This window comes from Xanthomonas sp. MUS 060 (assembly GCF_000963215.1).
Classification (GTDB): Bacteria; Pseudomonadota; Gammaproteobacteria; order Xanthomonadales; family Xanthomonadaceae; genus Xanthomonas_A.
Genome location: NZ_JZIM01000002.1, coordinates 260668 through 287108, shown reverse-complemented (window position 1 = coordinate 287108; position 26441 = coordinate 260668). Strand labels below are relative to the sequence as shown.

Annotated in this window: 10 protein-coding genes and 5 pseudogenes; 5 read left to right on the top strand and 10 right to left on the bottom strand. The window is 63.2% G+C overall.

Annotation, left to right across the window (positions count from 1 at the left end):
* Positions 1–16 precede the first annotated feature (16 nt).
* Positions 17–745, top strand: a pseudogene (locus XANALMUS060_RS04300) (DNA mismatch repair protein MutS); the annotation flags it as partial.
* A gap of 293 nt (positions 746–1038) precedes the next feature.
* On the opposite strand, the pseudogene XANALMUS060_RS04295 reads toward XANALMUS060_RS04300, so the two are convergent.
* Positions 1039–1659 (bottom strand): annotated as a pseudogene (locus tag XANALMUS060_RS04295) (polysaccharide deacetylase family protein); the annotation flags it as partial.
* A gap of 1152 nt (positions 1660–2811) precedes the next feature.
* Here XANALMUS060_RS04295 and XANALMUS060_RS04290 point away from each other — a divergent pair.
* The 4 genes from XANALMUS060_RS04290 (at position 2812) to XANALMUS060_RS04275 (ending at position 8578) form a co-directional block, all read left to right on the top strand.
* Positions 2812–3777 (top strand): GTP-binding protein, encoded by a 966-nt coding sequence (locus XANALMUS060_RS04290; RefSeq protein ID WP_045737284.1) that lies wholly within the window; start codon positions 2812–2814, stop codon positions 3775–3777.
* Positions 3774–4811, top strand: coding sequence for a hypothetical protein (locus tag XANALMUS060_RS04285; protein ID WP_052688095.1), 1038 nt, complete (start codon positions 3774–3776; stop codon positions 4809–4811). The genes XANALMUS060_RS04290 and XANALMUS060_RS04285 overlap by 4 nt, the downstream gene beginning before the upstream one ends.
* 97 nt (positions 4812–4908) lie before the next feature.
* Positions 4909–7122, top strand: coding sequence for a TonB-dependent receptor (locus XANALMUS060_RS04280; protein WP_235430347.1), 2214 nt, complete (start codon positions 4909–4911; stop codon positions 7120–7122).
* On the top strand, positions 7109–8578 hold the full coding sequence (locus tag XANALMUS060_RS04275) for a PepSY domain-containing protein (protein WP_235430346.1): 1470 nt from the start codon (positions 7109–7111) through the stop codon (positions 8576–8578). Before XANALMUS060_RS04280 ends, XANALMUS060_RS04275 begins: the two co-directional genes overlap by 14 nt.
* 14 nt (positions 8579–8592) lie before the next feature.
* Here the strand turns inward: XANALMUS060_RS04275 and XANALMUS060_RS04270 are convergent, their stop codons facing one another.
* From XANALMUS060_RS04270 to XANALMUS060_RS04240, 9 genes and pseudogenes are all read right to left on the bottom strand, one after another.
* On the bottom strand, positions 8593–9042 hold the full coding sequence (locus tag XANALMUS060_RS04270; protein ID WP_052688094.1) for a nuclear transport factor 2 family protein: 450 nt from the start codon (positions 9040–9042) through the stop codon (positions 8593–8595).
* Between the two features lie 121 nt (positions 9043–9163).
* Positions 9164–9274, bottom strand: a pseudogene (locus XANALMUS060_RS19595) (IS3 family transposase); the annotation flags it as partial.
* A complete protein-coding gene (locus XANALMUS060_RS18265; RefSeq protein WP_082064901.1) occupies positions 9274–9645 on the bottom strand; it encodes a DUF6869 domain-containing protein in 372 nt (123 codons plus the stop codon). The pseudogene XANALMUS060_RS19595 and the gene XANALMUS060_RS18265, both read right to left, overlap by 1 nt.
* 270 nt (positions 9646–9915) lie before the next feature.
* Positions 9916–13794 (bottom strand): RHS repeat-associated core domain-containing protein, encoded by a 3879-nt coding sequence (locus XANALMUS060_RS18260; protein ID WP_082064898.1) that lies wholly within the window; start codon positions 13792–13794, stop codon positions 9916–9918.
* A gap of 834 nt (positions 13795–14628) precedes the next feature.
* Positions 14629–15105: a chemotaxis protein CheW gene (locus XANALMUS060_RS04260; RefSeq protein WP_045737283.1), complete on the bottom strand. Its 477-nt coding sequence runs from the start codon at positions 15103–15105 to the stop codon at positions 14629–14631.
* 43 nt (positions 15106–15148) lie between these two features.
* Positions 15149–16573 carry a chemotaxis protein CheB gene (locus XANALMUS060_RS04255; protein WP_045737376.1) on the bottom strand — a complete coding sequence of 475 codons (1425 nt, stop codon included), beginning with the start codon at positions 16571–16573 and terminating at the stop codon, positions 15149–15151.
* A 46-nt stretch (positions 16574–16619) separates the two neighbouring features.
* Positions 16620–19160: pseudogene (locus XANALMUS060_RS04250) on the bottom strand (response regulator); the annotation flags it as partial.
* A gap of 184 nt (positions 19161–19344) precedes the next feature.
* Positions 19345–19662: pseudogene (locus tag XANALMUS060_RS04245) on the bottom strand (chemotaxis protein); the annotation flags it as partial.
* Positions 19663–19708: 46 nt separating this feature from the next.
* Positions 19709–26407, bottom strand: a complete 6699-nt coding sequence (locus XANALMUS060_RS04240; protein WP_045737282.1) for an Hpt domain-containing protein — start codon at positions 26405–26407, stop codon at positions 19709–19711.
* Positions 26408–26441 lie beyond the last annotated feature (34 nt).

The window sequence follows — 26441 nt, the reverse complement described above, 5'->3', positions numbered from 1 at the left end:
GCGATAGCCAAGCGATTCGACCTACATGCGCCAGAACGCGTTGATCGTCCTACTCGCGCACATCGGCAGCTATGTGCCGGCGCGACGCGCGGTGATCGGCCCGATCGACCGCATCCTCACCCGCATCGGCGCCGGCGACGATCTGGCGCGCGGCCAATCCACCTTCATGGTCGAAATGGCCGAGACCAGCTACATCCTGCATCACGCCACCGCGCAATCGTTGGTGTTGATGGACGAGATCGGCCGTGGCACCTCCACCTACGACGGTCTGGCGCTGGCCGACGCGGTGGCGCGCCACCTCGCCCAGCACAATCGCTGCTACACCTTGTTCGCCACGCACTATTTCGAACTGACCGCACTGGCCGACGCGCCGGTCGACGGCGGCCCCAGCGGCATCGCCAACGTGCATCTGGACGCGGTCGAGCACGGCGACCGCCTGGTGTTCATGCACGCGGTCAAGGATGGCCCGGCCAACCGCAGCTTCGGCCTGCAGGTGGCCGCCTTGGCCGGCCTTCCCAAGGCAACAGTGGCGCAAGCGCGGCGGCGACTGGCCGAACTGGAACAGCGCAGCGGCGAGCACCATGCCGCGCAGATGGCGGTACAGGCGCTGGACACGCCACAGCAATTCGGCCTATTCGCAGCGGCCCCCTCCGCCGCACAGGAGGCGCTGGCCGCACTGAATCCGGACGAGTTGACCCCCAAGCAGGCCCTGGAGGCGCTGTACAGACTAAAGTTACTGCTCTGACTTGCACACAAAGTACCCGCGATCCAGTGGAATCGCGGGCACCGACATACAATCGCACCCTTCGTCCGCAGTTGCGTTGTCTGGCGCCGATCGTGAGGTCATTGCCGACTCAGGCGACCATGTCACCGTTCCAGTACGGGAATGAGCAAGCGCATGCCGGAATGGATCAGGTCCGGATTGGAAACACTCTCGCGGTTAGCCTCGTAAAATTTTCTCCAATGGATTCCAATCCCGCAGAAATTTCGGGAAATGCACGACAGGATGCCGCTCCTGCACATCACGCAGTAATACGGTTACGCAGCAGATCCAGAATCGACATTACCAGAATGATCATTACCCGAATCACTAGAAGCGGGCGGCGGAATGTTCGTTACGGCTTGCAGATTGACAAACTCCACATCACCCAACGCCAGGATTCCCTTGATGAAGGCATCCAGATGATCGACGGTAGTCTCATGAATATCGTGCATCAGAACGATACTAGTCTCACGCCGCTGGATCTGCTGTAGACCATACTCAACCCAGGCATCAGGTTTACGTTTCCAATCCTCGGTATCCACCGACCACATCACGGTGCGATAGCCAAGCGATTGCAGCACTTTATCCACCGTCGCGTTGTGAGCACCGTAGGGAGGCCGCATGATGCGATCAATGGGAATGTACTTGGAAAGCGCCGCTTCGGTATTTTTTATCTCTGCGTAAATCTGCGCTTCGCTCAAGGCGCTCAGTCGCTCATGATCGAAACTGTGATTACCGACGCGATGCCCCTCCGCGACGGCGCGTGCGGTGAGCATGCCACAAGCGGCAAGGCGTTCACCAAGGACGAAGAAAGTCGCGATGATGCCATGTGAGGAAAGAATGTCGAGCACCCTTGGGGTATTGCTCGCATGAGGACCATCATCGATCGAAAGTGAGGTGAATTTTTTTCTTCATTGCTTTATGAAGAAATTTTAAACACAATTGTCATAATACGAATCCAAACATGAACACAAGTCGAAAATCGTCATTATCTTGAATATAAATCCTCTGCATCCGCTTCCTGCAGCCGTTGCTGGCGCACAAGCTATTGGAAAGGTTTGTGAGCCATCATGATCGTGAGAGTTTGCGACCGCACCTTGGACTAGCGGAATCGGCAATTGAAACGGCAGACGCCTTGAGCCAAAACGCGCCTTATGTATTTGACTCGATTGATGGCGTGGCACCCCTGCGCTGCTGTCATCAAGATGGCCTAGCACCGCATTGACCCAGCGCACACCAGCGCTCGTAGCGAATGTGGCGCGCGCCTGACCAGCATCTTCAACGCCACGAAAACAGGCAAGCCTATCGGGTTAAACCTTGCATTCGGCCACCAAGAGTCGCCAACAAAACGGCTGCATCGCCGGCGAACGGGCACGGGCAGTGCTCGAAATCCTCATGTACCGCCGTACACGGCAGTTCTTGCCAGCTGTCCGCACACACTCGACAGCGACTGGCGACGTTTTGTTCGCCACTCTAACCGGCACAGCCCCCTGAGCGAGGCATCTTTGAAGCTTGGCACTGACTCGATCACCACAACGCTCGGCGTGATGGCGGTAGGAAGTCATTGAATCTACGCGCGGCTTCGCGCTCGACCCGCTGGGGGCCTCACAGCGCTGGACTCGACATAGCAAGCCGCGCCGACCGCAGAGTTGAGCCAGCGCGATCGAGGAAGTCCTGCATGCGTTATGTTATTTTATAACATAAATGTCCATCTCAAGTCCCACAAGCGCCTTCCTCCCCCCCAACATGTGGCAGTGCACGCACGTGGATACACCGTCAGTGCCCGTGTATCGCGCAGCGCACGGCGTACCGTCACGTTGCTCTTTGCACTTGCAACCGCTACCGACATCGGCGCTCGCAGTGCCGATGTCCAGATGTGAGGCGACAACGCACTCACCACACCCCTGGCAGACAGGTTGCCGACCACCGCCATCACGAGCAGCGCTGGCACACCCGCATCTGCGCCCCCCGTTGCGGCGTCCGACGCATTCACCACATCGCTCTCGCTCCATGCACTTTCAGACAAGCGCTCCCCCAAGGAACTCCCCATGACTGCCGCACAAATCCCCGTCACCGTTCTGACCGGCTTCCTCGGCGCCGGCAAGACCACGCTGTTGAACCGCATCCTCACCGAATCGCACGGACACCGCTATGCGGTGATCGTCAATGAATTCGGCGAGACCGGCATCGACAACGAGCTTGTGGTCGATGCCGACGAAGAAATCTTCGAGATGAACAATGGCTGCATCTGCTGCACCGTGCGCGGCGATTTGATCCGCATTCTCGATGGCTTGATGAAGCGGCGCGATTTCGATGGCATCTTGATCGAAACCACCGGATTGGCCGATCCCGCGCCGGTGGCACAGACGTTCTACGTCGATCCGGAAGTCGCCGCTAAAACTCGACTGGACGCAATCGTCACCGTGGTCGATGCGGTCAACTTGGCCACGCATCTGGACGAAGCGCACGAGGCCGCCGAGCAGATCGCCTTCGCCGACGTGATCCTGCTCAACAAGATCGATCTGGTCCAGGCGGCGGACCTGGAAACGGTGCAAGCACGCATCCGCAGCATCAATCCTTACGCGCGCATCCATCACAGTCAGCGCAGCGATGTGCCGCTGGATGCGGTCCTGGGTTTGAATGCGTTTACGCTGGAACGCGTCCTGGAGATCGAACCGGACTTCCTCGACGAAGACCACGCGCATGAGCACGAGGAAGACATCCATTCGGTGTCGCTGCAATTGCACGCCCCGCTGGATCCGTTGCGATTCGAACTGTGGTTCGGCGACCTGCTGCGCACGCACGGCACCGACATATTGCGCTGCAAGGGCATTCTGGAGCTGGCCGGCGAGTCGCGTCGCTACGTGATCCAGGGCGTACACATGCTGACCGACGGCAATTTCCTCGATGCCTGGCCGGCAGGGAAGCCGCGCGTGTCGAAACTGGTGTTCATCGGCAGGAACCTCGAACGCATGCAATTGCGAGAGGGATTCAGCGCCTGCGCGACGGCATGAAGATGCCGTCGCAGCCATCCACCTCCGCGTCCATCCCAACGCAATCGGCTACCGGCTTCACCATGCAGGTCGACGCGGTGCCAGTGGCCACGGTGATGTGCGGCACGCGATTGGTCACCGCCTGGGGCGATGGCAGTGTCCGCCGCTTCGCCAGGGAGCAAGCGCCAGACCGTGTGCAACTCCACGATGGGGCGATCCTGACACTGGCGGCCGATGCCACAGGCGGCGTGCTCAGCGGCGGCGACGATGGCGTGTTCGCGCATCTGGACGCCACCGACGTGCAGGTGCTGGCGCGTTTCCCCGGACGATGGGTGGAGCACGTCGCCGCCAGTGCCGACGGCCACTATGCCTGCGCCGTCGGTCGTCAGGTGCACCTATGGCGGACGGACGGCAGTACGCAGGTCATGGAGCATCCCTCCAGCGTCGGCGGCATTGCCTTCGATCCCACTGGGCAGCGATTAGCGGTCACGCACTACGGAGGCGCCACGGTCTGGACACCCGCCCCCGGTGACTGGACAGCCACACCGCTGGCGTGTCGTGGCAGCCATCTCGGCGTCACCTGGTCGCCAGACGGCCGCTTCGTCGTCAGCAGCATGCAGGAAACCGCACTGCACGGCTGGCGCGTGGGCGATGCATTGCAACTGCACATCGCCGGCTATGCGACCAAAGTGCGGCAGTGGTGCTGGGTCGGGACCAAACCGTGGCTCGCCAGCAGTGGCGCGACGGCGGCCATCCTGTGGCCATTCGACGGCATCAACGGCCCGATGCAGCGCGCTCCGCTGACCTTGTTCGATTCCCCGCAGCAAGAGCTGGTCAGCGCGCTATGCACGCTCCCCGATCAACCGCGCATCCTGGCCGGCAGAACCGATGGCAGCGTCCTGTTCGGCGACCCCGCCACACCGGAGCGTTGGCATATGTTGCGCCTCCCGGGGAACGCAGCGGTCGCGCTGCTTGCGATCCTGCCGGAACCGCATTGGTTGCTCGTCGTACACGAGGACGGCCAGGCGCTGTGGATGCCGCTGCTGCTGCCATAAGTCCAACACCCTCGTCTGCGCGTGCGACTGCCGCCAGCCAACGGCGCATCATCGCAATGCGCAACCGCCCCCACCTCATCCGCTCGCCTCCCTCCGCATGACTGACCGCCTCCTTGCCGTTGCCGCTTCTCCGCTCGCCGCCCGCTCCATCGCCATGCCACTGCAGCATCTCGCGCTCGCCGTGATGCTCGCGCTGCTGCCTTCGATCGCGATGGCGGCAGAGGACTCAAGCGCGAAGCTGCAGACCCTGGACGAGGTCAATGTCCGTGCCGTAAGCCAGGACACCGCTCCATTTCTGCCGACCGCCGGCCGACTCGGCTTGCCGCCCGCACAGACGCCCGCCACGCTCGATACGATCAATGGCGACACCATGCAAACACGCGGCGTGCAGAGCGTCGAACGCGCAGTGTTGGCGCTACCCGGTATTACCGCAGGTGGTTCGCCGGGTAATCTGTCCGACCTATCGATGCGCGGCTTTACCGGCGCACAGATCACCATGCTGCACAACGGCTTGTATCTGGGGCCATCCGGCATGGTCACGCGCCCGCAGAACACGTTCAATTTGCAATCGGTGGACGTGCTCAAAGGCCCCGCGTCGGTGCTCTATGGGCAAGGCGCGATCGGCGGCGTCGTCAACGTGATCGACAAACAACCGCGCTTTGACCCAATCAGCAACGACCTGCTTGCCGGCGCATCGAGTTTCGGTGGTCGCGAATTCGGCCTGGGCAGCGGCGGAAAACTCAACGACGTGCTCGCCTACCGGACCGATATCAGCCGGCTGTCCTCCGACGGCTTCGTACACGCCACTGGCTCGAACGTCTTCAACGCCAGTTCGGCCGTGCTGTGGCGGCCACGCGACAACCTCGGCCTGCAACTGACAGTCGATTACGCCAACGATCATCCGAGCACCTATTTCGGCACACCACTCGTCCCGGCCGCTGTCGCCCACGCACCGCTGCGCGGCATTTTGCACAGCGCCGACGGCAGGGTGGTGGATGCGGCATTGCGCGACCACAACTACAACGTCACCGATGCGCAGATTTCCTCGCGGCAGCTCTGGCCGCAGGCCATGCTGGTCTGGTCGCCGAGCGAACACGTCACCGTGCGCAGCTTGTTATTTGCATTCGACGCATCGCGGCGCTGGATCGACGCGGAGAACTACGCCTACAACCCCGCCAGTGGACAGATCGACCGCGATCGCTTCTTCGTCTTCCACCAACAGCATCTGTGGGGCAGCCAGACCAGCGTGACGTTCGACCAACCACTGGGCCAACTGCCCAACCGATTGGTGGTCGGGTTGGATCACAACCAACTGCGCTTCGTGCGCGAACGCGGCTTCCCCGACGGAGACAGCGTCGATCCCACACTGCCCGGGCCAACCGGCGTGTTCGGCAGCCTCCAACCACGGCGCAGCCCCACCACATGGAACAACACCGCACTGTTCATGGAAGATGCGTTGGACGTGGATAAACGCCTGAAACTGGTGCTGGGCGGGCGCTGGGAAATCCTGGACCTGGAGCGGCGCAACTTCGATGCCAATGGTCAGTTCCAGGCCGCGAGCAGCTTCACTCGCCGCTATCGCCCCAACAACGCGCGCATCGGGCTGGTGTATGCACTGAGCCCGTCGCTGACACCGTACCTGTCCTACACCACCGGCAGCGATCCGCCTGGGTCCAATATCTTTCTGGTCAATGCCGGCGAGGACTTCGGACTCAGCCACGCACGCCAGTACGAAGCCGGCATCAAGGCCGCCAGCAGCGAGCAACGCGCCAGCGCCACCCTGGCCGTGTACGACATCCGCCGCGACAACATCCTCACCTTGACCGGGCAGGACACGCTGAACAACGTCGGCGCGCAAACTTCGCGTGGCGTGGAACTGTCGCTGACGGCACGGCTCGGCGCGCACTGGGCCGTGGACACCAATCTGGCCTACACCGATGCCCGCTATCACAACTTCATCGACAACAACGGACGCGACGTCTCCGGCAACCATCCGCCCAACGTGCCGCGCACCGTCTTCAACGTCGGCACTCACGTGGACAATGTTGGCGGCCTGCCACTGGAACTCGGGCTGGACCTGCATCGCGTGGGCGAACGCGCGGGCAACCTCGCCAACACACTGCAGTTGGAGCACTACCTGCTCACCGACGCCTACGCCACGTACCGACTGACGCCCTCGGTGACGCTGAGCCTGCATGTCGACAACCTGTTCGACACACCCTACGTGCAGTGGGCCGATGTCTCCTACCCGCAGCAAGTGATGCTGGGCCAACCCCGCAGCTATGCGTTGAACGTGCGTGCCGCATTCTAGTCGGCGGCTCTGGGCAAAACTGTCCTGGCTGCACCGCTGGCTGGGCGTGCTGCTGTGCCTGTCCTTCATGGTCTGGTTCAGCAGTGGAATGGTGATGCTGTTCGTGCCATTTCCATCGCTGGCGGACACGGCGCGTTGGTCGCACAGCGAGCCGCTGGCGCTAGCACAGGTCCGCATCGCGCCAGCGATGGCCCTGGCGCACAGCCACCGCGATGCGGACTTGCGCTTGCTGTCCGTCGCCGGGCAGCCGCGCTATGTCATTGCACAGGACGCGCAACAACGTAGCATCGATGCACGCAGCGGCGCCCCGCTGGGCTTGTTGAGCGCCGCGCAAGCCCAGATCGTGGCGGCACGCTTCGACAATGCGCCAGTGCGTCGGTTAACCGGCCCACTGGAAACCGACCAATGGATCGTGCATCAACGCTTCGATCCCTGGCGGCCGTTCTATCGCGTCGACATGGACGACCCGCAAGACACGACGCTGTACGTCTCCGCACGCACTGGCGAGGTCATGCAGCGCACGCATGCTGTCGAGCGTCGTTGGAATTGGTTGGGCTCCATCCCGCACTGGGTGTACTTCACGGTGTTGCGGCACGACTTCGGCGCGTGGGATCGCAGCGTGTGGTGGCTGGGCATGATCGCGCTGGTCGGCGCACTGACCGGCACCGCACTGGGCCTGTACCGCAGTTGGCACTATCGCCACCGCAACGCTGGCGGCTGGTCGCCCTACCGCGGCATGTTGAAGTGGCATCATGGACTGGGCTTGGTGGGTGCGGTCATCGTGCTTGCCTGGATCTTCAGCGGTTGGCTGTCGATGGATCATGGCCGGCTGTTCTCGCGCGGCCAGCCCTCGGCGCAGGCGCTGCAACGCTATGCGATGACCGACCTGCGCACAGCGCTGACCAAGGTCACGCCGGCTACGCTACGGGCGTTGGATGGCAGCAGCGAAATCGACTTCCATGTCGTCGGCGGCCAGGCCTGGGCGAGTGGATATGGCGGCAACACCGCAACCGCCACGCTCGGCATCCAGGCCGATACCGGCGATGCACACCTGCTGTCATCGCCGGAGCGCGCACGCGCCATCCGCAGCGCAGCTCAACATGCCTGGTCGGTAGCGACAACGCCCAGACCACGCGACGACGCGCTGTATCGCCAGGCCGATGCCATTGCGGCGGATGCCTTGCGCATCAGTCTGGCAACACCGCAACACGCCGAGCTGTACATCGACGCGCACTCGGGCCACCCCTTGCTGCTACTGGATACCAGCCGCCAAGCCTATGCCTGGCTGTACTTCGCCCTGCACACGACGCGCGTGCCGGGGCTGGTCGAATACCCGCGTCTACGCATCGCCGTGCAACTGCTGCTGCTGACCACCGGCTGGTGCCTGAGCCTGACCGGGACGATCCTGGCAGCGAAACGGCTGCGTGCGACCGCGCGGCAACGGCACGCACGCTGATGCGCCGGGATTGACTAAACGCCCTCGGAACAGCGCGAGGAATGGTGACCGGTGATGAGCCAGCGTCCCTCGATTTCTTCGAAGGTGAACAAGAAACGCGCATTGACCGGCTCGCTGACTCCGTTGCGCTCGAACACGAAGATGTAAAGCCCACCGATCACCACCGTACCGAGCCTGGCGCTAACCCGCTTATTCTGCACGGAGATACCGCAACTGATCCCATCGGCCGCCAGGAAGGACGCAAAGTACGTCCGACGATCCTCGTCACGGCCACGGATATCGTCGGACAGCGTTGGCACCAGAATGGCGTCGGGCGCGTACAAGGCAAGCAACGCATCGATGTCGCGGCGGCCCACTGTCTCGGCCCAGCAGCTCAGCACCTTGCCCGCCTCGGTCAAGCAATACGTGGCGGTGCGCTCGACAACAGCGGAACGGTGATCGACAGGCCCAGCATCGGCGGTCATGGGGAGTCCTGAGTTGTGGGGACGATGGGCGTATCGCCGTGGCGGCGATTGTCATTTTATAACAATCGAGAGCTGAGGCCATGTTAGCCCATGGTGCCATCTTGCAAGCGTTGCCCTGCGACGCCAAGAGATCCAATACGCGCGTCACGCAATTGCAGGAGATCGCACACTCGACTTTGATCGCCACCGCCTCATGTGTGGCGTCATCGACGATCACGAGACGCTTGATGGCTATGTGTCGCTCGATTTAGCTTGAACAACTCTCGACCAAATCTCGCTACTACCGCTTTCCCAAACCGAATTAAGCATTCTCCTAAACACAGGATTCTCCCTAGCCTCAGCTTCTATTCGATCGATGAATCGGTCTCCATGTCGCTCAATCAAATCCTCAAGTGGCCCAGCACCCGCAATCTCGATAATTTCTTCTGGCGGGTTAAGTCGGCTAATTTCAACGAGTGCCTGCCAACATATTTCTGGCATGGAATCCATCAACTCAAAGAATCTGTCTACCGCCCACCAGCGTGGATCGTTGGCATCAGCCACGCGGCGCTTCTGGGCTTCGATGTACGCAGCGGCCCAACTTTGAATTTCAACAGCGTCCATAAGCCCTCAAAAACCCGGTCCGTTCAAATTAGCAACTCGTTCCCACTCGCCGTACTCTGCAGGCAATGGATTGCAATACAGCCGCACTCTTCGCAACGCATCACGCAAACGAGCTTGTAACTGGATGATTGCATCTAGATGACCAACATCACGCCCATGAGTTCCGCCACTCTGGAACTGGGGAATTCTTTTTGTCACCAACTTGAAATAAGCTCCACTTGCATCTGCTTTTGCCTTTTCGCAACCTTGATCATTATCAGGGCACATCGCTTACCCAGCAAGATTTCCCAAAACCCCGCCAACCACTGAACCAGCAGCGCCACCCAAAGTGCTGCCACCAGCAGCACCGCCAGCAGCACAAGCAACTGCCCCTGGTCCGGAAGGGCTACACACCAATCCACCGCCCACGCCACCGAATAATCCACCACCGTAACTACCAATCGCACCGCCACAGAGCGCTCCACCGACAGTGTAGCCTGCAATACAGGATTGATCTTTGGCTAGACCGAATAAATCGTTGAACAGTAGTGGATTGGATTCGACGTAGGCATAAGCATTGATTCCACCACCCAACCCAATCGGATCACTCTGCACATACCGGCCAGTACCCGGCTCGTAATCGCGGAAGTAATTTTGATTGAGCCCACTGGCCGCATCATACCGCTGCCCTGGGAAGCGCAGGTTGAGCACGAACGCGGTGCCGTCTTGATCCGGGTCCTGATCCGGGGCGGTGTTGCCGAACGCTTCGCCCTTGAGGTCCCAGCGCCAGATCGCCACGTCGCGTACCGGGTCGATCACCGCACGTGGGCTGCCCAGGTGGTCTGGCTGGATGTAGTTCAACATGCCGCCGCCTGCCAACACACCCACCGGCAAGTCGTCCAGCCAGATCGCTTGTTGCACCACCGCGCCGTTGCTGTCGTAGTCGCCCAGCCAGTGGCCGGCTTCGTCGTACAGCGTGTAGGTGCTGGTCGTGCCCAGGAAACGCTGCACTTGTTCGCCTCGACCGTTATAGCGATATTCCATCGCCACCGCGCCGTTGTGCTTGGCCTGGCGCATCCGTGCGCTGTCGTCGTACACGAACGCCTGCGCGGCGCCGCCGATGCTCGTGGTATTCCCCGCCGCATCGTAACTGCGCGTGGCGTCATCCACGCTCGCCAGACGATGGCTGTCGGACAGATAGGCGTAATGCTGGGTCACGCCGTTGACCTGCGCGCTGAGTCGGTTGCCGGTGGCGTCGTAGCTGTAGCCGTCGATCACCGTACCGGTCGGGCCGTCCTTGAATGCGCTCAGTCGGCCCAGGGCGTCGTAGTCCAGGCCCACCACCGGCGCTGTGTTGCCCGGCGCAGTCAGCGCGCTGAGGTTGCCCACCGGGTCGAAGGCGAAGCCCACCGCCAAGCCATCTGTGCGCGTGTCGGTGATCGCCTGCGGGTGGTAGTCCTGATCCAGCACGCGCTGCATCGGGCGACCGTTGCCGTAGGTCCAGCCCGCCACCGGGCCGAACGGGTAGTAGCTGGCGTTGTTCAACAACACCTGCCGCGTGCCGCCCATCGGGGTCACGCCGACTTCGGTGGTCTGGCCTTGCGTGTTGCGCACGTAATCGACCACCGCGCCATCGGGATAGGTCAACTGGCTTAATTGCCCGCCCGGGGTGTAGGCGTAGCGCAGCACGAATACGTTGCCGTTGGTGGTCTGCACTTTGCGCACCAGATTACCGAAACGGTCGTAGCAATAATCGGTGCTGCCGCTGGCGTCTTGCATGTGCGACAGCCGGCCGACCGCATTGGTCTCACCGCTGGCACAGGTGCTGGGGCTGAGGTCGTAGCGGTAGCTGACGTTCAAGCTCGCATCGGGATAGGCCACGCTGGTCAGTCGGTTCAAGGCGTCGTGGCTGTAATTGACGGTCACCCCGCGTGCGTCGGTCTGCGTGGCGCGGTTGCCGGCGCTGTCGTAGGTGTAAGTGGTAGTGCCGGTGTCCGGACTGGTGAGCGTGGTCAGTTCGCCCAGGCCGTCGTAGGCATAGGTGGTGGACAGGCCCTTGGGGTCGGTGACCTGGGTGACGTGGTCCAGCGCGTCGTAGGCGAACGCGGTTTGCGCGGCGATGCCGCCGACATCCTGCAACGTGTGCGCCAAGCGATTAAGTGGATCGTAGTCGTTCTGGGTGATGTTGCCGAGCGCGTCGGTCACCTGCGTGGTGTTGCCATTGGCGTCGTAGCTGAAGCCGGTTGCATTGCCCTGCGCGGTGGCTTGCGTGGTCAATTGGCCGAGTTGGTTGTACACGCGCGAGAGCGTGCGCTTGAGCGTGCCCGACGCGTCCTGAGTGTCTTCCTTGAGCCGGTTGCCGGCGTTGTCCAGGGTGTAGTGGACTGTGTTGCCGGCGTTATCTGCGATATCGGTGAGGCGATGCGCCGCGTCGTAGGTGAAGGCGGTGAACGCGCCATCGGGCTGGGTGATTTGCTTGACCAGCCCGGTCGGCCAGTAGTCGATACGGGTGATGCGGTCGTCGCGCTCGGTACTGTCATCACTGCCGCGCACCTTGCTGGCGGTGAGCCAGCCGCGCGGGTGGTAGGTGGAGTCGGTGACCACGCCGTTGGCATCCTTCACCGACAGCACGCGGCCTGCGCCGTCGTAGGCCAGGTATTCGGTGGTCTGGCCCAGGGCGTTGGTGAGTTTCCACAGGTCGCCCTTGCGGTGCGCGCAGGTGGTCGGCGATGCGGCGCAGGCGCTGTCGTCGCTGGGGTAGTAGGTGTAGTGGGTGGTGTCGTCTAGGTCGGTGTTGGGGCCGTCGATCACCTTGGGCAGGCCCAGTCTCGGGCAGTTGCTTGATCCATCCGCGACATCGCTGTCGGTGCAATAGGTATACGCCACCTGCCGAACCGCAACCGGTGCGCTCGTTTGAGAACCACACACGTATGCCAGCGCATTCGAATCGGAGGGGTCATACTGGCAGCGGAAAGCCACGCGCCCTGCACTGTAGAACACGCGGGACAAAGACACGGTTCGGCTACTGTCGTGCGATTCCTGCCCCACCACATGATTTTCCGAATCGCGGGTGATCGTCTGCGCGCGCATCGCAGAGGTACCGACACCAATAGTCGTAGTACTCGACGAGGTCCCCTGGTCGGTCAGGGAATCTTGATACGTGAATTGCGTGGAATTGCCCAATCGATCCGTGGAGGCGATGGGACGCCCCGCATCGAAGCGCATAGTCATGGTGCCATCGGGACCGCTGATGGCTTCGATCTGGCGGAAAAGACCCTCCCCGAATTGATACGTGTAGCTTGCCCCGTTCGGCTGCTGCACCTGAGCACTGGTCGTGCCGGCATACACGATGGAGGTGGTTTCCACGTCTGCTGCATTGGCATGAAGACGACTGGACGCCACGCGTCCATCGTCGGCATAGCCGAATGTCGCATAGCGGACCCCATCTTCTTCGATGCCGGTCAATAAATGCGCGCGACCAACGGGTACCAGACCAGATTCCCCGTATCGATAGACGCGCACACTTCCATCGGAACGCGTGACGCTGGTGAGGTTCTGCGCGTCATCGTAGCCATATTGGACATAGCTTCCGTCATCCAGCGAAACCCGATCCAGCACATCATTTTTATAATTGAAACTGAGGGAATGTCCCAATCCATCAACCGCCTTAATCAACTTGTCACCCGCATAGACAAAGTGAATGTCGAAGGCCGGCGACACACTGGATTGAAGCGCGACAAGACGCCCATTCGCGTTATAGCTGCGCCGCTCGCCATCGGCCGTCACCAATGTCCAGACGCCATCATCTGAGCGCAACATCATCTCCGCCGCATTGCGACGTCCTCTGTACGCACCGTCCCCGACTTTCTGGAACTGTTCAAAAAAGCCTTCATGGGTCACCATGTAGGTGCGGTCATAGCCCAAAAGATCCGAGAACGAGTGACTCCAGCCTGGCGCCAGGCCCATGCCGGCCTGAAGCTGCTGACGCGAATGGTAGAAGCGCTGGAAGGGCCTGCCCGCAAACGTCAGGTCATCCTCTCGCCTGAATTTGTCGCCAGTGGCCGGAAGACAGGGGTTGGCATTGGCCGCGCACGACTTGGTTTGGTCGATTCCTTTTGCATAGATGCTGGGTGTATCTCCATTTCCACAAAGGTAGGGATATTCGGCCATTACATCTGGATTTGCGCCAAAATTATAAACAGAATTGAACGCACTAACTGGCTTCAACCCGGCCTGACAAGAATAAACCCTTGTCTTTACAAGCGTCGCTTCGCGGGGAGAAGGAGTTGGATCGCTCCATCCAGGGCATGAAATATTATACCTAAACCACTTAAAACCAGGCAAATCAAAAGTCAACATCCCAAGACCGCTAACGTAAGGAAAACTCTGAACAAAAGGCTCCCCGTATGCACCATCTATCCGCTCATCAGATATCATGCAATCGGACTTGTTATAATCAACCCATCCCCGAATCATCTCGGACTCATCCGCGCAATAATCCTTCAGGACTGGATCAGCATTAGCAGTACAAATCGCTTGCTTGGTGCTAGTGGGACCATTCCCCCCAATCAAAAATGCAGGCGGACTGATGTAAGAAGGCGGCTGACGCCTGACCTTATAATTAATTTGATAGGAGGGCACTGACGAATTACCATCCGTTATAATTGTCTTATCCCGAACAAGAAAATCTCCATACGGCAGCGCCGCCCGCATTTCAGCTTCTGCCTCATCGAGCGAGCCGAAACAAGAGTTATAACAGTATTGACCTGCCGCCTGCGCCCTGCTTAATAAGGGCAGGCCATACAGCATACTGGCAGCAACAAGAATTAAAATAAATCCAGACTTACGCATAATCTAGTTCCATTAGAAAATTTCCTTGAATAATGCTTTACGAACGTAACCAGGACCAACCACGATTGAGAGGATCACTGACGCAACTGATCACTTTATGCATCACATGCCAGTCAGCGCATTCAGAAGCACCTAGCATACAGGACTACTGAACTACACTCGCTTCAAAAACCGCTCCCCCACCATCCACTCGATCGCATCCAAATCCGGTAACAACGCACTTTGTTCGCCGAGCAGCACGCGCATGTGTACGCCGGGAGGCAGGGTTTCTTCGGAGGCGTCGGCGAGCAGGCCGTCGCGTGGGACGGAAATCAATTGCGGGAAAGATTCGGTGGGCAGGGCGAAATACGGCAGATTCGGATTACCGCCCAGGGCCTTGAGAACGACAACCTTGTTATTGGCCGCCACCGCTTCGCCACCGAGGCCGGTCAGGTGGGCGAAGGACAGCAGCGGAACATTCCAGCCGTGCCAGACAATCTGACCAAGTAACCATGGCGGGGCGTCGGCCAACGGTTGCACCGAGGCGCGCGACATCACTTCGGCGATGGTGGCGTTGGGCATCAGCAGGCGCTCGCTGCCCACCTGGATGAGGACACCGCGGATTTCGTCGTTGCTGGCGTAGCTGCTCATGAAGTAGGTCGTCCTGGAACCGGGAAAAATGCGCGGGCGCGGCTCAGCCGCCCCACTGCGCACACAGGGCCTGGGCAAGTTGTACCGGCTCGCCGCCGGGATGGCCGCGAAGGATCAACTGCGCGGCAGCGGTGGGGTCGTAGCAGCCCTCGCCCGACTGCCCGGCCACCCAGGCGCCTTGCTCGGCCAGCGCCAACACGGCATCGACCTGTTGCGGGTCGCTACCGCTGAGCAGCAGCACGGCGCTATGCGCGGCGGGCAGACCATCGACAACGCTGACGCCAGCGGCCTGCGCCACGAAACGCAGACCGGCAGCGTCGGCACTGCGCACGCCAATGTCGTCCGGCAGGATGTAAACATGACCGGCGCATACTGCTTGGTCGGCTTCGGCCAGTAGCACCGGCAGTGCGGACACACGGGCGATCTGCTTGACCAGGTTGGCGTAGCGGCCGCCATCCAGGCGCAATTGCACCAGCAGCGGCAGCGGGAAATGCGATGGCAACGCCGCAAGCAGGCGACGAATCGCGTCGGGACCGCCAATGCCCGCCATCACCAGGACAGCCCCCGGCGCGGCAGTCGCCACATCCGCAGCGGGAGTCGCAGTACCAGTGGGAGTCTCGGTGCCAGTGCTAGTTGAAGCACTAGTGGGAGTCGGAGTGACAGCGCCAGCGTTGGCTGTCGTGGCACCCGCCTCCGTTTCCAGCGCAACCAGCGATAGCCCTTCGGTCGAGATCGCGATCCGCTCCGCGGGTGGGCGCGGTGGCGGCGTCACCGGCGGGGTGTCGTGGTCGACCAAGGACCACGATGCACTGGCCGACGGCGACGGCGACGGCGCGACGGGGATGGATGGCGCCGTGCGAATCAGCGGTGGCGTGGGGATAGGATCGGCGACCGGTTCGGTGTGGGGCGCGAACGACAGGTCTTCAAAGCCCGGTGCGACATCACGCGGCGGCTTCCAGGTATACAGGGCATCGCCTGGGATGGCCTCGGCAAAACTGGCCGCTTCTTCGAGATGCACATGGATCGATGCAACGTCGGGCACCTGCGCAGGGCTGGCGGATTCTTCGAGATGCACCTGGATCGACGCGCGATCGAGCGCTTGCGCCGAAATCGCCGCCGCGGGCACTTGCAACGCGGGCGGCAGGTCGCTGTCACTCTCGCCCCCTGGCGGCAGCACGTCCTGGTGGCCGTGCAGTTTGGCCGCCAGATGTCGTACCCAACGCTGGGCTTCCCAGCCTTCGCGACGCGCGGCCAAATCGGCCTCATCGAAAATCACGGTGATGCCTGGCCGCTCCAGCGCGGTGTCCAGTCGCTCCAACGCCTGCTCGATGGCCGGCTCCAGCGCGATCAACACGACCGCGGGCGCGGCGTCGGCCAGCGTCTGTGCATCGACTGCCTCGGGAGCGTCCTCCAGCACAATCGCCGCGCCTGCCAGATGCAGCGCCTCACGCAGGCGTTCGCGCGCCATCCCCGGACGCGCCAGCAACGCAACCGGCGGCGCGGTGGCGTCGCCGTCAGTCGCGAACACGGGCGATCCCCAGTAAATCGTAAACGTTACGCATCAAATCCAACTCTTGGTAAGGCTTGCCGAGATAGCGCTGCACGCCGAGTTCGAAGGCGCGCTGGCGGTGCTTGTCGCCACTGCGCGAGGTGATCATCACGATGGGGATAGCGGCGTAGCGCGGGTCGGCACGCATCGCGGCAGCGAGTTCGTAGCCGTCCATCCGCGGCATTTCGATATCCAGCAGCATCAGATCCGGAACCCGCTCCTGCATGCACTCCAGCGCCTCGACACCATCGCGTGCGGAGACCACGTCGAAGTTGTGCCGCTCCAGCACGCGCCCTGTGACTTTGCGCATGGTCAGCGAATCGTCCACCACCATCACCAGCGGCATGTGGCGCTGGGGCGTCGGCACCGCTTGCACCGACGGCCACAACGGCTGCGCCAGGTAGCGTCGCACCAGCGGGGCGATGTCCAGGATCACCACCACACGGCCGTCGCCAGCGATGGTGGCGCCGTAGATGCCGGGGACCGACGCAATCTGCAGGCCCACCGGCTTGACCACGATTTCGCGGTTGCCCAGCACTTGGTCGATCGCCACCGCCGCGCGCAAGTCGCCCGCGCGCACCAGCAGCAGCGGCACCTGCGCCTGGCCTTCGGCGCGCGCAGGTTCCTGCCCGAGTAACGAACCGAGGTCGTACAGGGTGTATTCCTCGCCGCTGTAACGGTAGCCACCATTGGCCGCCTCGAAGCGTTCGCGACCGATACGGCCGATGCCGCTGACCGAGGCCACCGGCACGGCGAAGGTGGTATCGCCGATCTGCACGAACACCGCCTGGGTCACCGCCAATGTCTGCGGCAGGCGCAGAGTGAACGTGACACCCTCACCGCGAACCGAATGGATGTCGACCGAGCCGCCGAGCTGACGCACCTCGTTGCGCACCACATCCATGCCCACGCCACGGCCGGCCAACTGGCTGACTTGATCGTAGGTGCTGAATCCAGGCGCAAAGATCAGCGCATCCAGTTGCGCCTCGGTCAGCGCGGCTTCGGCGGCGATCAAGCCGCGTTGTTCGGCACGCCGACGAATCGCCTCGCGGTCGAGTCCGGTGCCATCGTCGGCCACTTCCAGCACGATTTCCGAGCCTTCGCGGCGCAAGCGGATGGTGATCTTGCCTTCCTCGGGCTTGCCAGCGGCAAGGCGGTGTTCGGGCGTCTCCAGGCCATGGGCGACCGAGTTGCGCAACATATGCTCCAGCGGCGCGACCATGCGATCGAGCACGTTGCGATCGAGTTCGCCGTGGGCGCCATCCAGGCTCAGATGCACGTGCTTGCCGGTTTCGCTGGCGGCCTGACGCACCACGCGACGCAGGCGTGGCACCAGCCCGTCGAACGGCACCATGCGCGCACGCATCAGGCCATCCTGCAATTCCGAGCTGACGCGCGACTGCTGCTGCAGCAGGCTGTCGTACTGCCGCGCCAGGTCGTCGAGGACGCCTTGCAAGCCACCGAGGTCGGCGGCCGATTCGTTGAGCGCACGGCTGAGTTGTTGCAGGGTGGAGAAGCGATCCAGTTCCAGCGGGTCGAAATTCTGCTGGGTCTGATCCTGTTCCCGCTGGTAACGGGCGACGATCTGCGCCTCGGTTTCCAGATCCAGACGCCGCAACTGATCGCGCAGACGCGCGTTGGTGCGCTCCAGTTCGCCCATCGCGCCACGGAACGCGCCGAGCTGCTGCTCCAGCCGCGACCGGTAGATCGCCACTTCGCCAGCCTGGTTGACCAGCCGATCCAGCAGATCGGCGCTTACACGCACCTGCTCCTGCATCGGCCGCGCGATCATCGCCGCGGTTTCCAGCGCGTCCTCCAGCGGCAACGGCGCGGACAACGGCGCCTGTGCCACGCTGGCCGGCCACGCTTGGCCGAGGTTGGAAACGACCGGCTCGGCGGCATGGTCGGCTTCGGCGACGGGATCGTCCGCCTCGGACGCAGGCACCACGCCATCCGCGCGGGTGCGCGCGGCGAACGCGCCGATCAGATCCACTGGCTTGGCCACCGCACGGTGATTGCCGGTGAGTGTCAGCAACTGGTGCAAGCGGTCGAAGCCGCGTTCGAGTGAATGCACGTCGTCACGATCAAGTTCGGTGCGGTTGGCGGCGACCGCCTCCAGCAGCGATTCGATCCCGTGTCCGAGGTCGCCGATGGCGTTGATGCCGGCCATGCGCGCACCGCCTTTGAGCGTGTGCAGATCGCGCTGCAGGCCGCCCAGCAGATCGCGATCCTGCGGCGCAACCCGCAGCTCGGCGACCAGGCGGTCGCAGTGATCGAGCAGATCCTTGCCCTCTTCGACAAAGATATCGACCAGCTCGCGATCCAGGCCACTGAAATCCAGCGGACCGAGATCGGCAGCCGATAGCTCGGCCACTGCGACAGCGGATCGTCCCGGCTGCGGCTGCGGCGTGTCTGCGGCTGCAGCGTTTTCCATCGCCGTATCCATCTGCGCAACGGCGGCGAGCGATACATTCGTTTGATCTTGGCACGATGCTGCATCGGCATCTGATTCAGCCACGAACGTAGCCTCGGAAACTGGCCGCTTCTTCGAGATGCACATGGATCGATGCAACGTCGGGCACCTGCGCAGGGCTGGCGGATTCTTCGAGATGCACCTGGATCGACGCGCGATCGAGCGCTTGCGCCGAAATCGCCGCCGCGGGCACTTGCAACGCGGGCGGCAGGTCGCTGTCACTCTCGCCCCCTGGCGGCAGCACGTCCTGGTGGCCGTGCAGTTTGGCCGCCAGATGTCGTACCCAACGCTGGGCTTCCCAGCCTTCGCGACGCGCGGCCAAATCGGCCTCATCGAAAATCACGGTGATGCCTGGCCGCTCCAGCGCGGTGTCCAGTCGCTCCAACGCCTGCTCGATGGCCGGCTCCAGCGCGATCAACACGACCGCGGGCGCGGCGTCGGCCAGCGTCTGTGCATCGACTGCCTCGGGAGCGTCCTCCAGCACAATCGCCGCGCCTGCCAGATGCAGCGCCTCACGCAGGCGTTCGCGCGCCATCCCCGGACGCGCCAGCAACGCAACCGGCGGCGCGGTGGCGTCGCCGTCAGTCGCGAACACGGGCGATCCCCAGTAAATCGTAAACGTTACGCATCAAATCCAACTCTTGGTAAGGCTTGCCGAGATAGCGCTGCACGCCGAGTTCGAAGGCGCGCTGGCGGTGCTTGTCGCCACTGCGCGAGGTGATCATCACGATGGGGATAGCGGCGTAGCGCGGGTCGGCACGCATCGCGGCAGCGAGTTCGTAGCCGTCCATCCGCGGCATTTCGATATCCAGCAGCATCAGATCCGGAACCCGCTCCTGCATGCACTCCAGCGCCTCGACACCATCGCGTGCGGAGACCACGTCGAAGTTGTGCCGCTCCAGCACGCGCCCTGTGACTTTGCGCATGGTCAGCGAATCGTCCACCACCATCACCAGCGGCATGTGGCGCTGGGGCGTCGGCACCGCTTGCACCGACGGCCACAACGGCTGCGCCAGGTAGCGTCGCACCAGCGGGGCGATGTCCAGGATCACCACCACACGGCCGTCGCCAGCGATGGTGGCGCCGTAGATGCCGGGGACCGACGCAATCTGCAGGCCCACCGGCTTGACCACGATTTCGCGGTTGCCCAGCACTTGGTCGATCGCCACCGCCGCGCGCAAGTCGCCCGCGCGCACCAGCAGCAGCGGCACCTGCGCCTGGCCTTCGGCGCGCGCAGGTTCCTGCCCGAGTAACGAACCGAGGTCGTACAGGGTGTATTCCTCGCCGCTGTAACGGTAGCCACCATTGGCCGCCTCGAAGCGTTCGCGACCGATACGGCCGATGCCGCTGACCGAGGCCACCGGCACGGCGAAGGTGGTATCGCCGATCTGCACGAACACCGCCTGGGTCACCGCCAATGTCTGCGGCAGGCGCAGAGTGAACGTGACACCCTCACCGCGAACCGAATGGATGTCGACCGAGCCGCCGAGCTGACGCACCTCGTTGCGCACCACATCCATGCCCACGCCACGGCCGGCCAACTGGCTGACTTGATCGTAGGTGCTGAATCCAGGCGCAAAGATCAGCGCATCCAGTTGCGCCTCGGTCAGCGCGGCTTCGGCGGCGATCAAGCCGCGTTGTTCGGCACGCCGACGAATCGCCTCGCGGTCGAGTCCGGTGCCATCGTCGGCCACTTCCAGCACGATTTCCGAGCCTTCGCGGCGCAAGCGGATGGTGATCTTGCCTTCCTCGGGCTTGCCAGCGGCAAGGCGGTGTTCGGGCGTCTCCAGGCCATGGGCGACCGAGTTGCGCAACATATGCTCCAGCGGCGCGACCATGCGATCGAGCACGTTGCGATCGAGTTCGCCGTGGGCGCCATCCAGGCTCAGATGCACGTGCTTGCCGGTTTCGCTGGCGGCCTGACGCACCACGCGACGCAGGCGTGGCACCAGCCCGTCGAACGGCACCATGCGCGCACGCATCAGGCCATCCTGCAATTCCGAGCTGACGCGCGACTGCTGCTGCAGCAGGCTGTCGTACTGCCGCGCCAGGTCGTCGAGGACGCCTTGCAAGCCACCGAGGTCGGCGGCCGATTCGTTGAGCGCACGGCTGAGTTGTTGCAGGGTGGAGAAGCGATCCAGTTCCAGCGGGTCGAAATTCTGCTGGGTCTGATCCTGTTCCCGCTGGTAACGGGCGACGATCTGCGCCTCGGTTTCCAGATCCAGACGCCGCAACTGATCGCGCAGACGCGCGTTGGTGCGCTCCAGTTCGCCCATCGCGCCACGGAACGCGCCGAGCTGCTGCTCCAGCCGCGACCGGTAGATCGCCACTTCGCCAGCCTGGTTGACCAGCCGATCCAGCAGATCGGCGCTTACACGCACCTGCTCCTGCATCGGCCGCGCGATCATCGCCGCGGTTTCCAGCGCGTCCTCCAGCGGCAACGGCGCGGACAACGGCGCCTGTGCCACGCTGGCCGGCCACGCTTGGCCGAGGTTGGAAACGACCGGCTCGGCGGCATGGTCGGCTTCGGCGACGGGATCGTCCGCCTCGGACGCAGGCACCACGCCATCCGCGCGGGTGCGCGCGGCGAACGCGCCGATCAGATCCACTGGCTTGGCCACCGCACGGTGATTGCCGGTGAGTGTCAGCAACTGGTGCAAGCGGTCGAAGCCGCGTTCGAGTGAATGCACGTCGTCACGATCAAGTTCGGTGCGGTTGGCGGCGACCGCCTCCAGCAGCGATTCGATCCCGTGTCCGAGGTCGCCGATGGCGTTGATGCCGGCCATGCGCGCACCGCCTTTGAGCGTGTGCAGATCGCGCTGCAGGCCGCCCAGCAGATCGCGATCCTGCGGCGCAACCCGCAGCTCGGCGACCAGGCGGTCGCAGTGATCGAGCAGATCCTTGCCCTCTTCGACAAAGATATCGACCAGCTCGCGATCCAGGCCACTGAAATCCAGCGGACCGAGATCGGCAGCCGATAGCTCGGCCACTGCGACAGCGGATCGTCCCGGCTGCGGCTGCGGCGTGTCTGCGGCTGCAGCGTTTTCCATCGCCGTATCCATCTGCGCAACGGCGGCGAGCGATACATTCGTTTGATCTTGGCACGATGCTGCATCGGCATCTGATTCAGCCACGAACGTAGCCTCGGCCTGCATGGCCTCAACCGAATCAGGATCGGCGCTCAGTGTCGCCATTGCATCGTCCTGCATGACTGCGGCACTGCTTGCGTCATCGCCGCCGACCGCAGTGACGGTCGGCATGGACGCCCCTGTCTCCACCTCCCTCGTGGACGCCTCGCCGGCCTCTGCCATGGCGACATGATGCGCAGCGGAGGCTTGCTCGATGGCCATGTCGGCATCGACCGCATCAGCCGCATCGGCGGTATCAACGGCATTGGACGTGCGGGTTTCCGCATCAGTCTCCAGGGCGCCGCTCTCGGTATCGCTGCCGCGCGGCGCATCGTGGAGGTGCCACATGGCATCGCCGGTCTGGCCTGTCATCGACGATACCGAGACATCGGGGAAGTTGGTCGCGTGCGGATGCGGCACAGGCAACTGCGTGGCGTCGTGCGTGTCGATGCAATGCACTTCCACAGCATGCGCTGCGCTCGGCGCAGGCACCTCGTGTTCCTGGCGCTGATCGTCACCTGGCTCGTCTTCGTCCGCCGCGCGCGTTGCGCTTGCGACACTGTCCTGCGAGGCGGGCGACTCCAACGACGGTGGCGGATCCGCAGCCGGGACAGATTCGGCAGTCAACGGCAGCGCCACGGCCGGTTCGTGGGGCAACTCGTCCTGCACCGACACCATCGGTTCGTCGGGCGCGTGATCGGCCCGCAGCGCGGCGATGTCGGGGAAGGTCGCTACCGGCGACATGTCCTCCTCGCGCGCTCCCGTCATCACCTCAGCAGCGGATACATCGTCAGTCTGCGGCATCGACGATGCGACATGCGCGTCCTGTTCCGGCTGGCTGGCGTGTGCATGTTCGACGTCAAGCGTGTGCGGCAACTGCACGCTCGGCGCAGCGTCGGTTTCCGCGATACCACGAAGATCGTGCGCCAGCGTATCGGCCACATGCGCGGTATCGGGCAGGTGCGCGGTATCGTCCAGGAACGCCGAAAGATCGTCGGCAGAAGTGAGTTCCACCGCCGGCAACAACTGCGCATCCAGATCAGACTCATGCTGCGCGGACGGTGCGTCTTCGTCTTCGTGATAAGCGATGGTCGGCCACTGCACCTGCGGCAATGTGTCCACCAATGCTTGCAGGCGCTGCGCCAATTCGGTGAAACGTGGAATCAGCGGCGATGGCGCCTGTAGTTCCTCGATGGTGGCGGCAATGGCATCGCCGACATCGGCAAGCGCACGCACGCCCTCGGCATCGATCACGACACCGGCCGCCAACGCACGCTTGACGTAGCTTTCGGCCGGACCGGTGACAGCGGTGATTTCCGGCACATCGGTCATCGCGAACGCGCCGCTCATGGTGTGCACCGCACGCAGCAGCGCTTCGGTCGCCGGCTGCGGTGCCTCCTGCAACCAGGCGTGGATCGTTTCCAGATGGGCTGTGACTTCGGCCTCGAGGATTTCGAGCAGCACGCTGTCCACGGACGCCGGCGTGCCCACGCGCGGTGCGTCGGCCAGAACTGGCGACGCGGCGACGTAATACGCCTCCTCGCCAGCGGCAATCCGCTCGGCAACCGCCTGCAACGCGTCGAGTTCGACGTGGAGGACGCCATCGCCACGCAACGCCTCGTTGAATTTCGGTAACACGGCGTAGGCCTGCTCGACCATCGCCACGACCGCCGGGCTGGCCGGACGGGCGCCGTCGAGCACGCGGTTGAGCATGCTCTCGATCTTCCAACTGAACTCAGCGAGCACGCAGGCGCCAACCAAGCGGCCACTGCCCTTCAAGGTGTGGAACACACGACGGATCGGCCGTAGGTTGTCCGTGTGGCCTGGCGCAGCACGCCAAGCCGGCAGGAGCTTGCCGAGATTGACCAGTTCTTCATCGAATTCTTCGAGGAAGACAGCGCGGATGTCGTCGTCGATAGCGTCATCGCCTTGAATGAAACCGGCATCGACGGTCGTCACGGCCTCGGTGAACGCGTGCTGGCATGCACGGCCCGCCTCGGCGGCCGTGGCGGCTGGCGGAACCGCATCGATATCGCGCGTTGCCAATGCGATGGCGGGAACGCGATCGGACGGCGCGGGAGCGATGTCAGTCCCGGCGAGAGCCGCAGCGGCCACCTGATCGGACGCATCCTCGTCGAGCACCATCGTGTCCGGCGGCACGGACACCGCATCGTCGGCATGCGCATGGTCACCGAAAATACGCTGCGCCTCGGCATCCAGCTCAATTGCTGGTGGCTGCGACGTCTCGTGCCAATCGAGTACATACGCCGTGTCGGTCGCAGCCATCGGCACGTCGGCGAAAGCCAGCGCATCGTCCAGTTCGATCGTCAGCGTGTCCTCGGATGGATCGGTCGCCACCGACATGGCGGCAGGCATCTCGACGATGACAAGACTCGGATCATCCTGCTCGCCCAGATCGGCATCGGGCGTGTACACGGGAGACTCGGCATATTCAGCCGCCACCGGATCGAAACCAACCACAGGCGGCAGCGATAACGCATCCGCCGTTGCCTCCGAAGCAGTGGCCTGCGGGCGGAAGCTCGCCTGCTCCAGCTCCAGTGTGTCGAGGTCAATGTGCAGCGGCTCGGACGTGCCGGTCCACGCTTCCTGCTCGGCGGCAACCGGATCGAAGCTTAGCGCCTGCGCGCTGTCATCGCCGCTGTCGGCAGGCGTCATCATGAGCGTGACGCCCTCGACCAGCTCGGATACGCCATCGATGTCGCTGTCGACATCGACCTGGGCATTGCCCGCGTCCAACGTCCACTGCGGTCGCGACGAGGGCATCTGCGGCCCCGGCGTTTCCACGACCGGAGCCAGATCCCAGGCAGAGATCGACGGCGGCGCGACCGCCTCGGCCCGATTTTGCTCGGGCGACGGCGTCGATTCACCTTGCGGCGTCGACACGACACTGGGTAACGGCCAGTAGCGCAGCGCTTCCAGACTGCTGTGGGCGATGTCGAGAATCTCCTCGCGCCCAGGGCGACGCGCGCGCAGCGCCTCCAGGTAGTACTCCAGACTGGCCATGGCGTCGGCCAGGGTGTCGAGTTGGCGGCCACTGGGCACGCGGCGCTTCTGGATCAGTTCAGTGGCAACGTAGCGACGCACGCCCTCCAGGTAATCGGCCGGTCGCGGGAGTTGCAGCATGCGCAAGGCGCCGGCAACCTCGACGAGCAGGCGCGGCACTTCGACCAGGCGCTCATGGTCCCAATTGGTTTCGATGAATGCGACGACATGCTCGCGGGCGTTGGCGAAATTGGCCATCGCCTCTTGCGCCAACGCTTCCAGCGTGCGCCGCGCCTCTGCCGCGCTGGCATCGTCTTGAATGTCGATGCTGGCGCCCAGGTAGGCCACTTGATCATCGAGCGAGGCGTCCACGTACAGCAGCGCGCCGGCGATATCCAGTAATAGGGCTTCATCGGCCTGGCGCTCGCCGTCGACGATGCTGCGCAGCGCATCGCGTTGCTGCACGACCACGCTGCGCGCCACCTCCAGCCCCATCACTCCAAGGGTATCGGCGACGCTGGCGAGTTCGGCGACCTGAGTCTGCAAAGCGGCAACATCGGCGCCCGTGCGCAGGTGTAGATCGAGCGCATCCTTGACCCGCAACAGTTCTTCCTTGACCGCAGTCCCAACCGTGTCGAGCAACTCGCGGTTACGACCGCTGATGCTGCCACGGGCATGATCCAGTTCGGCCTGGGAGGCCGCAGCGGCATCCGGAGACAACGCCAGTAACGCGCTTTCGCCCAAGCCGCTTTCGCCGCGCAAGGCGCGGATTTCGTTGAGCAGCGGCAACAGCACGATCGGAATGTCGCGGTGCCCGTCCTGCAGACGCTCCAGATAATCCGGCAGCAGCACAGTACCGCGCATCAGCGTGGCGCATGCCTCGTCGCGGTCGAGCGTCTGGCCGTTCCGCACCGCGACCGCCAGCAACTCCAACTCCTCGGCCACCATCGCCGAGGCGTACAGTTCGACCATGCGCAAGGTCCCCTGCACTTGGTGCAGGTAGCCGGCGCAGAAACCCATGCGCCCGGTGTCGGCGGGCTCCTCGACGAATGCTTCGATTTCGCCACGCACCTGGCGCAGGATTTCGTCCAGTTCCGGCTTGACCCAGCCCAGCGCGGCATGACTCATGGCCTCGCGCAGCGCACTCATCGCGGCGTCTCCGCAACACGGCATGCACGCAGTC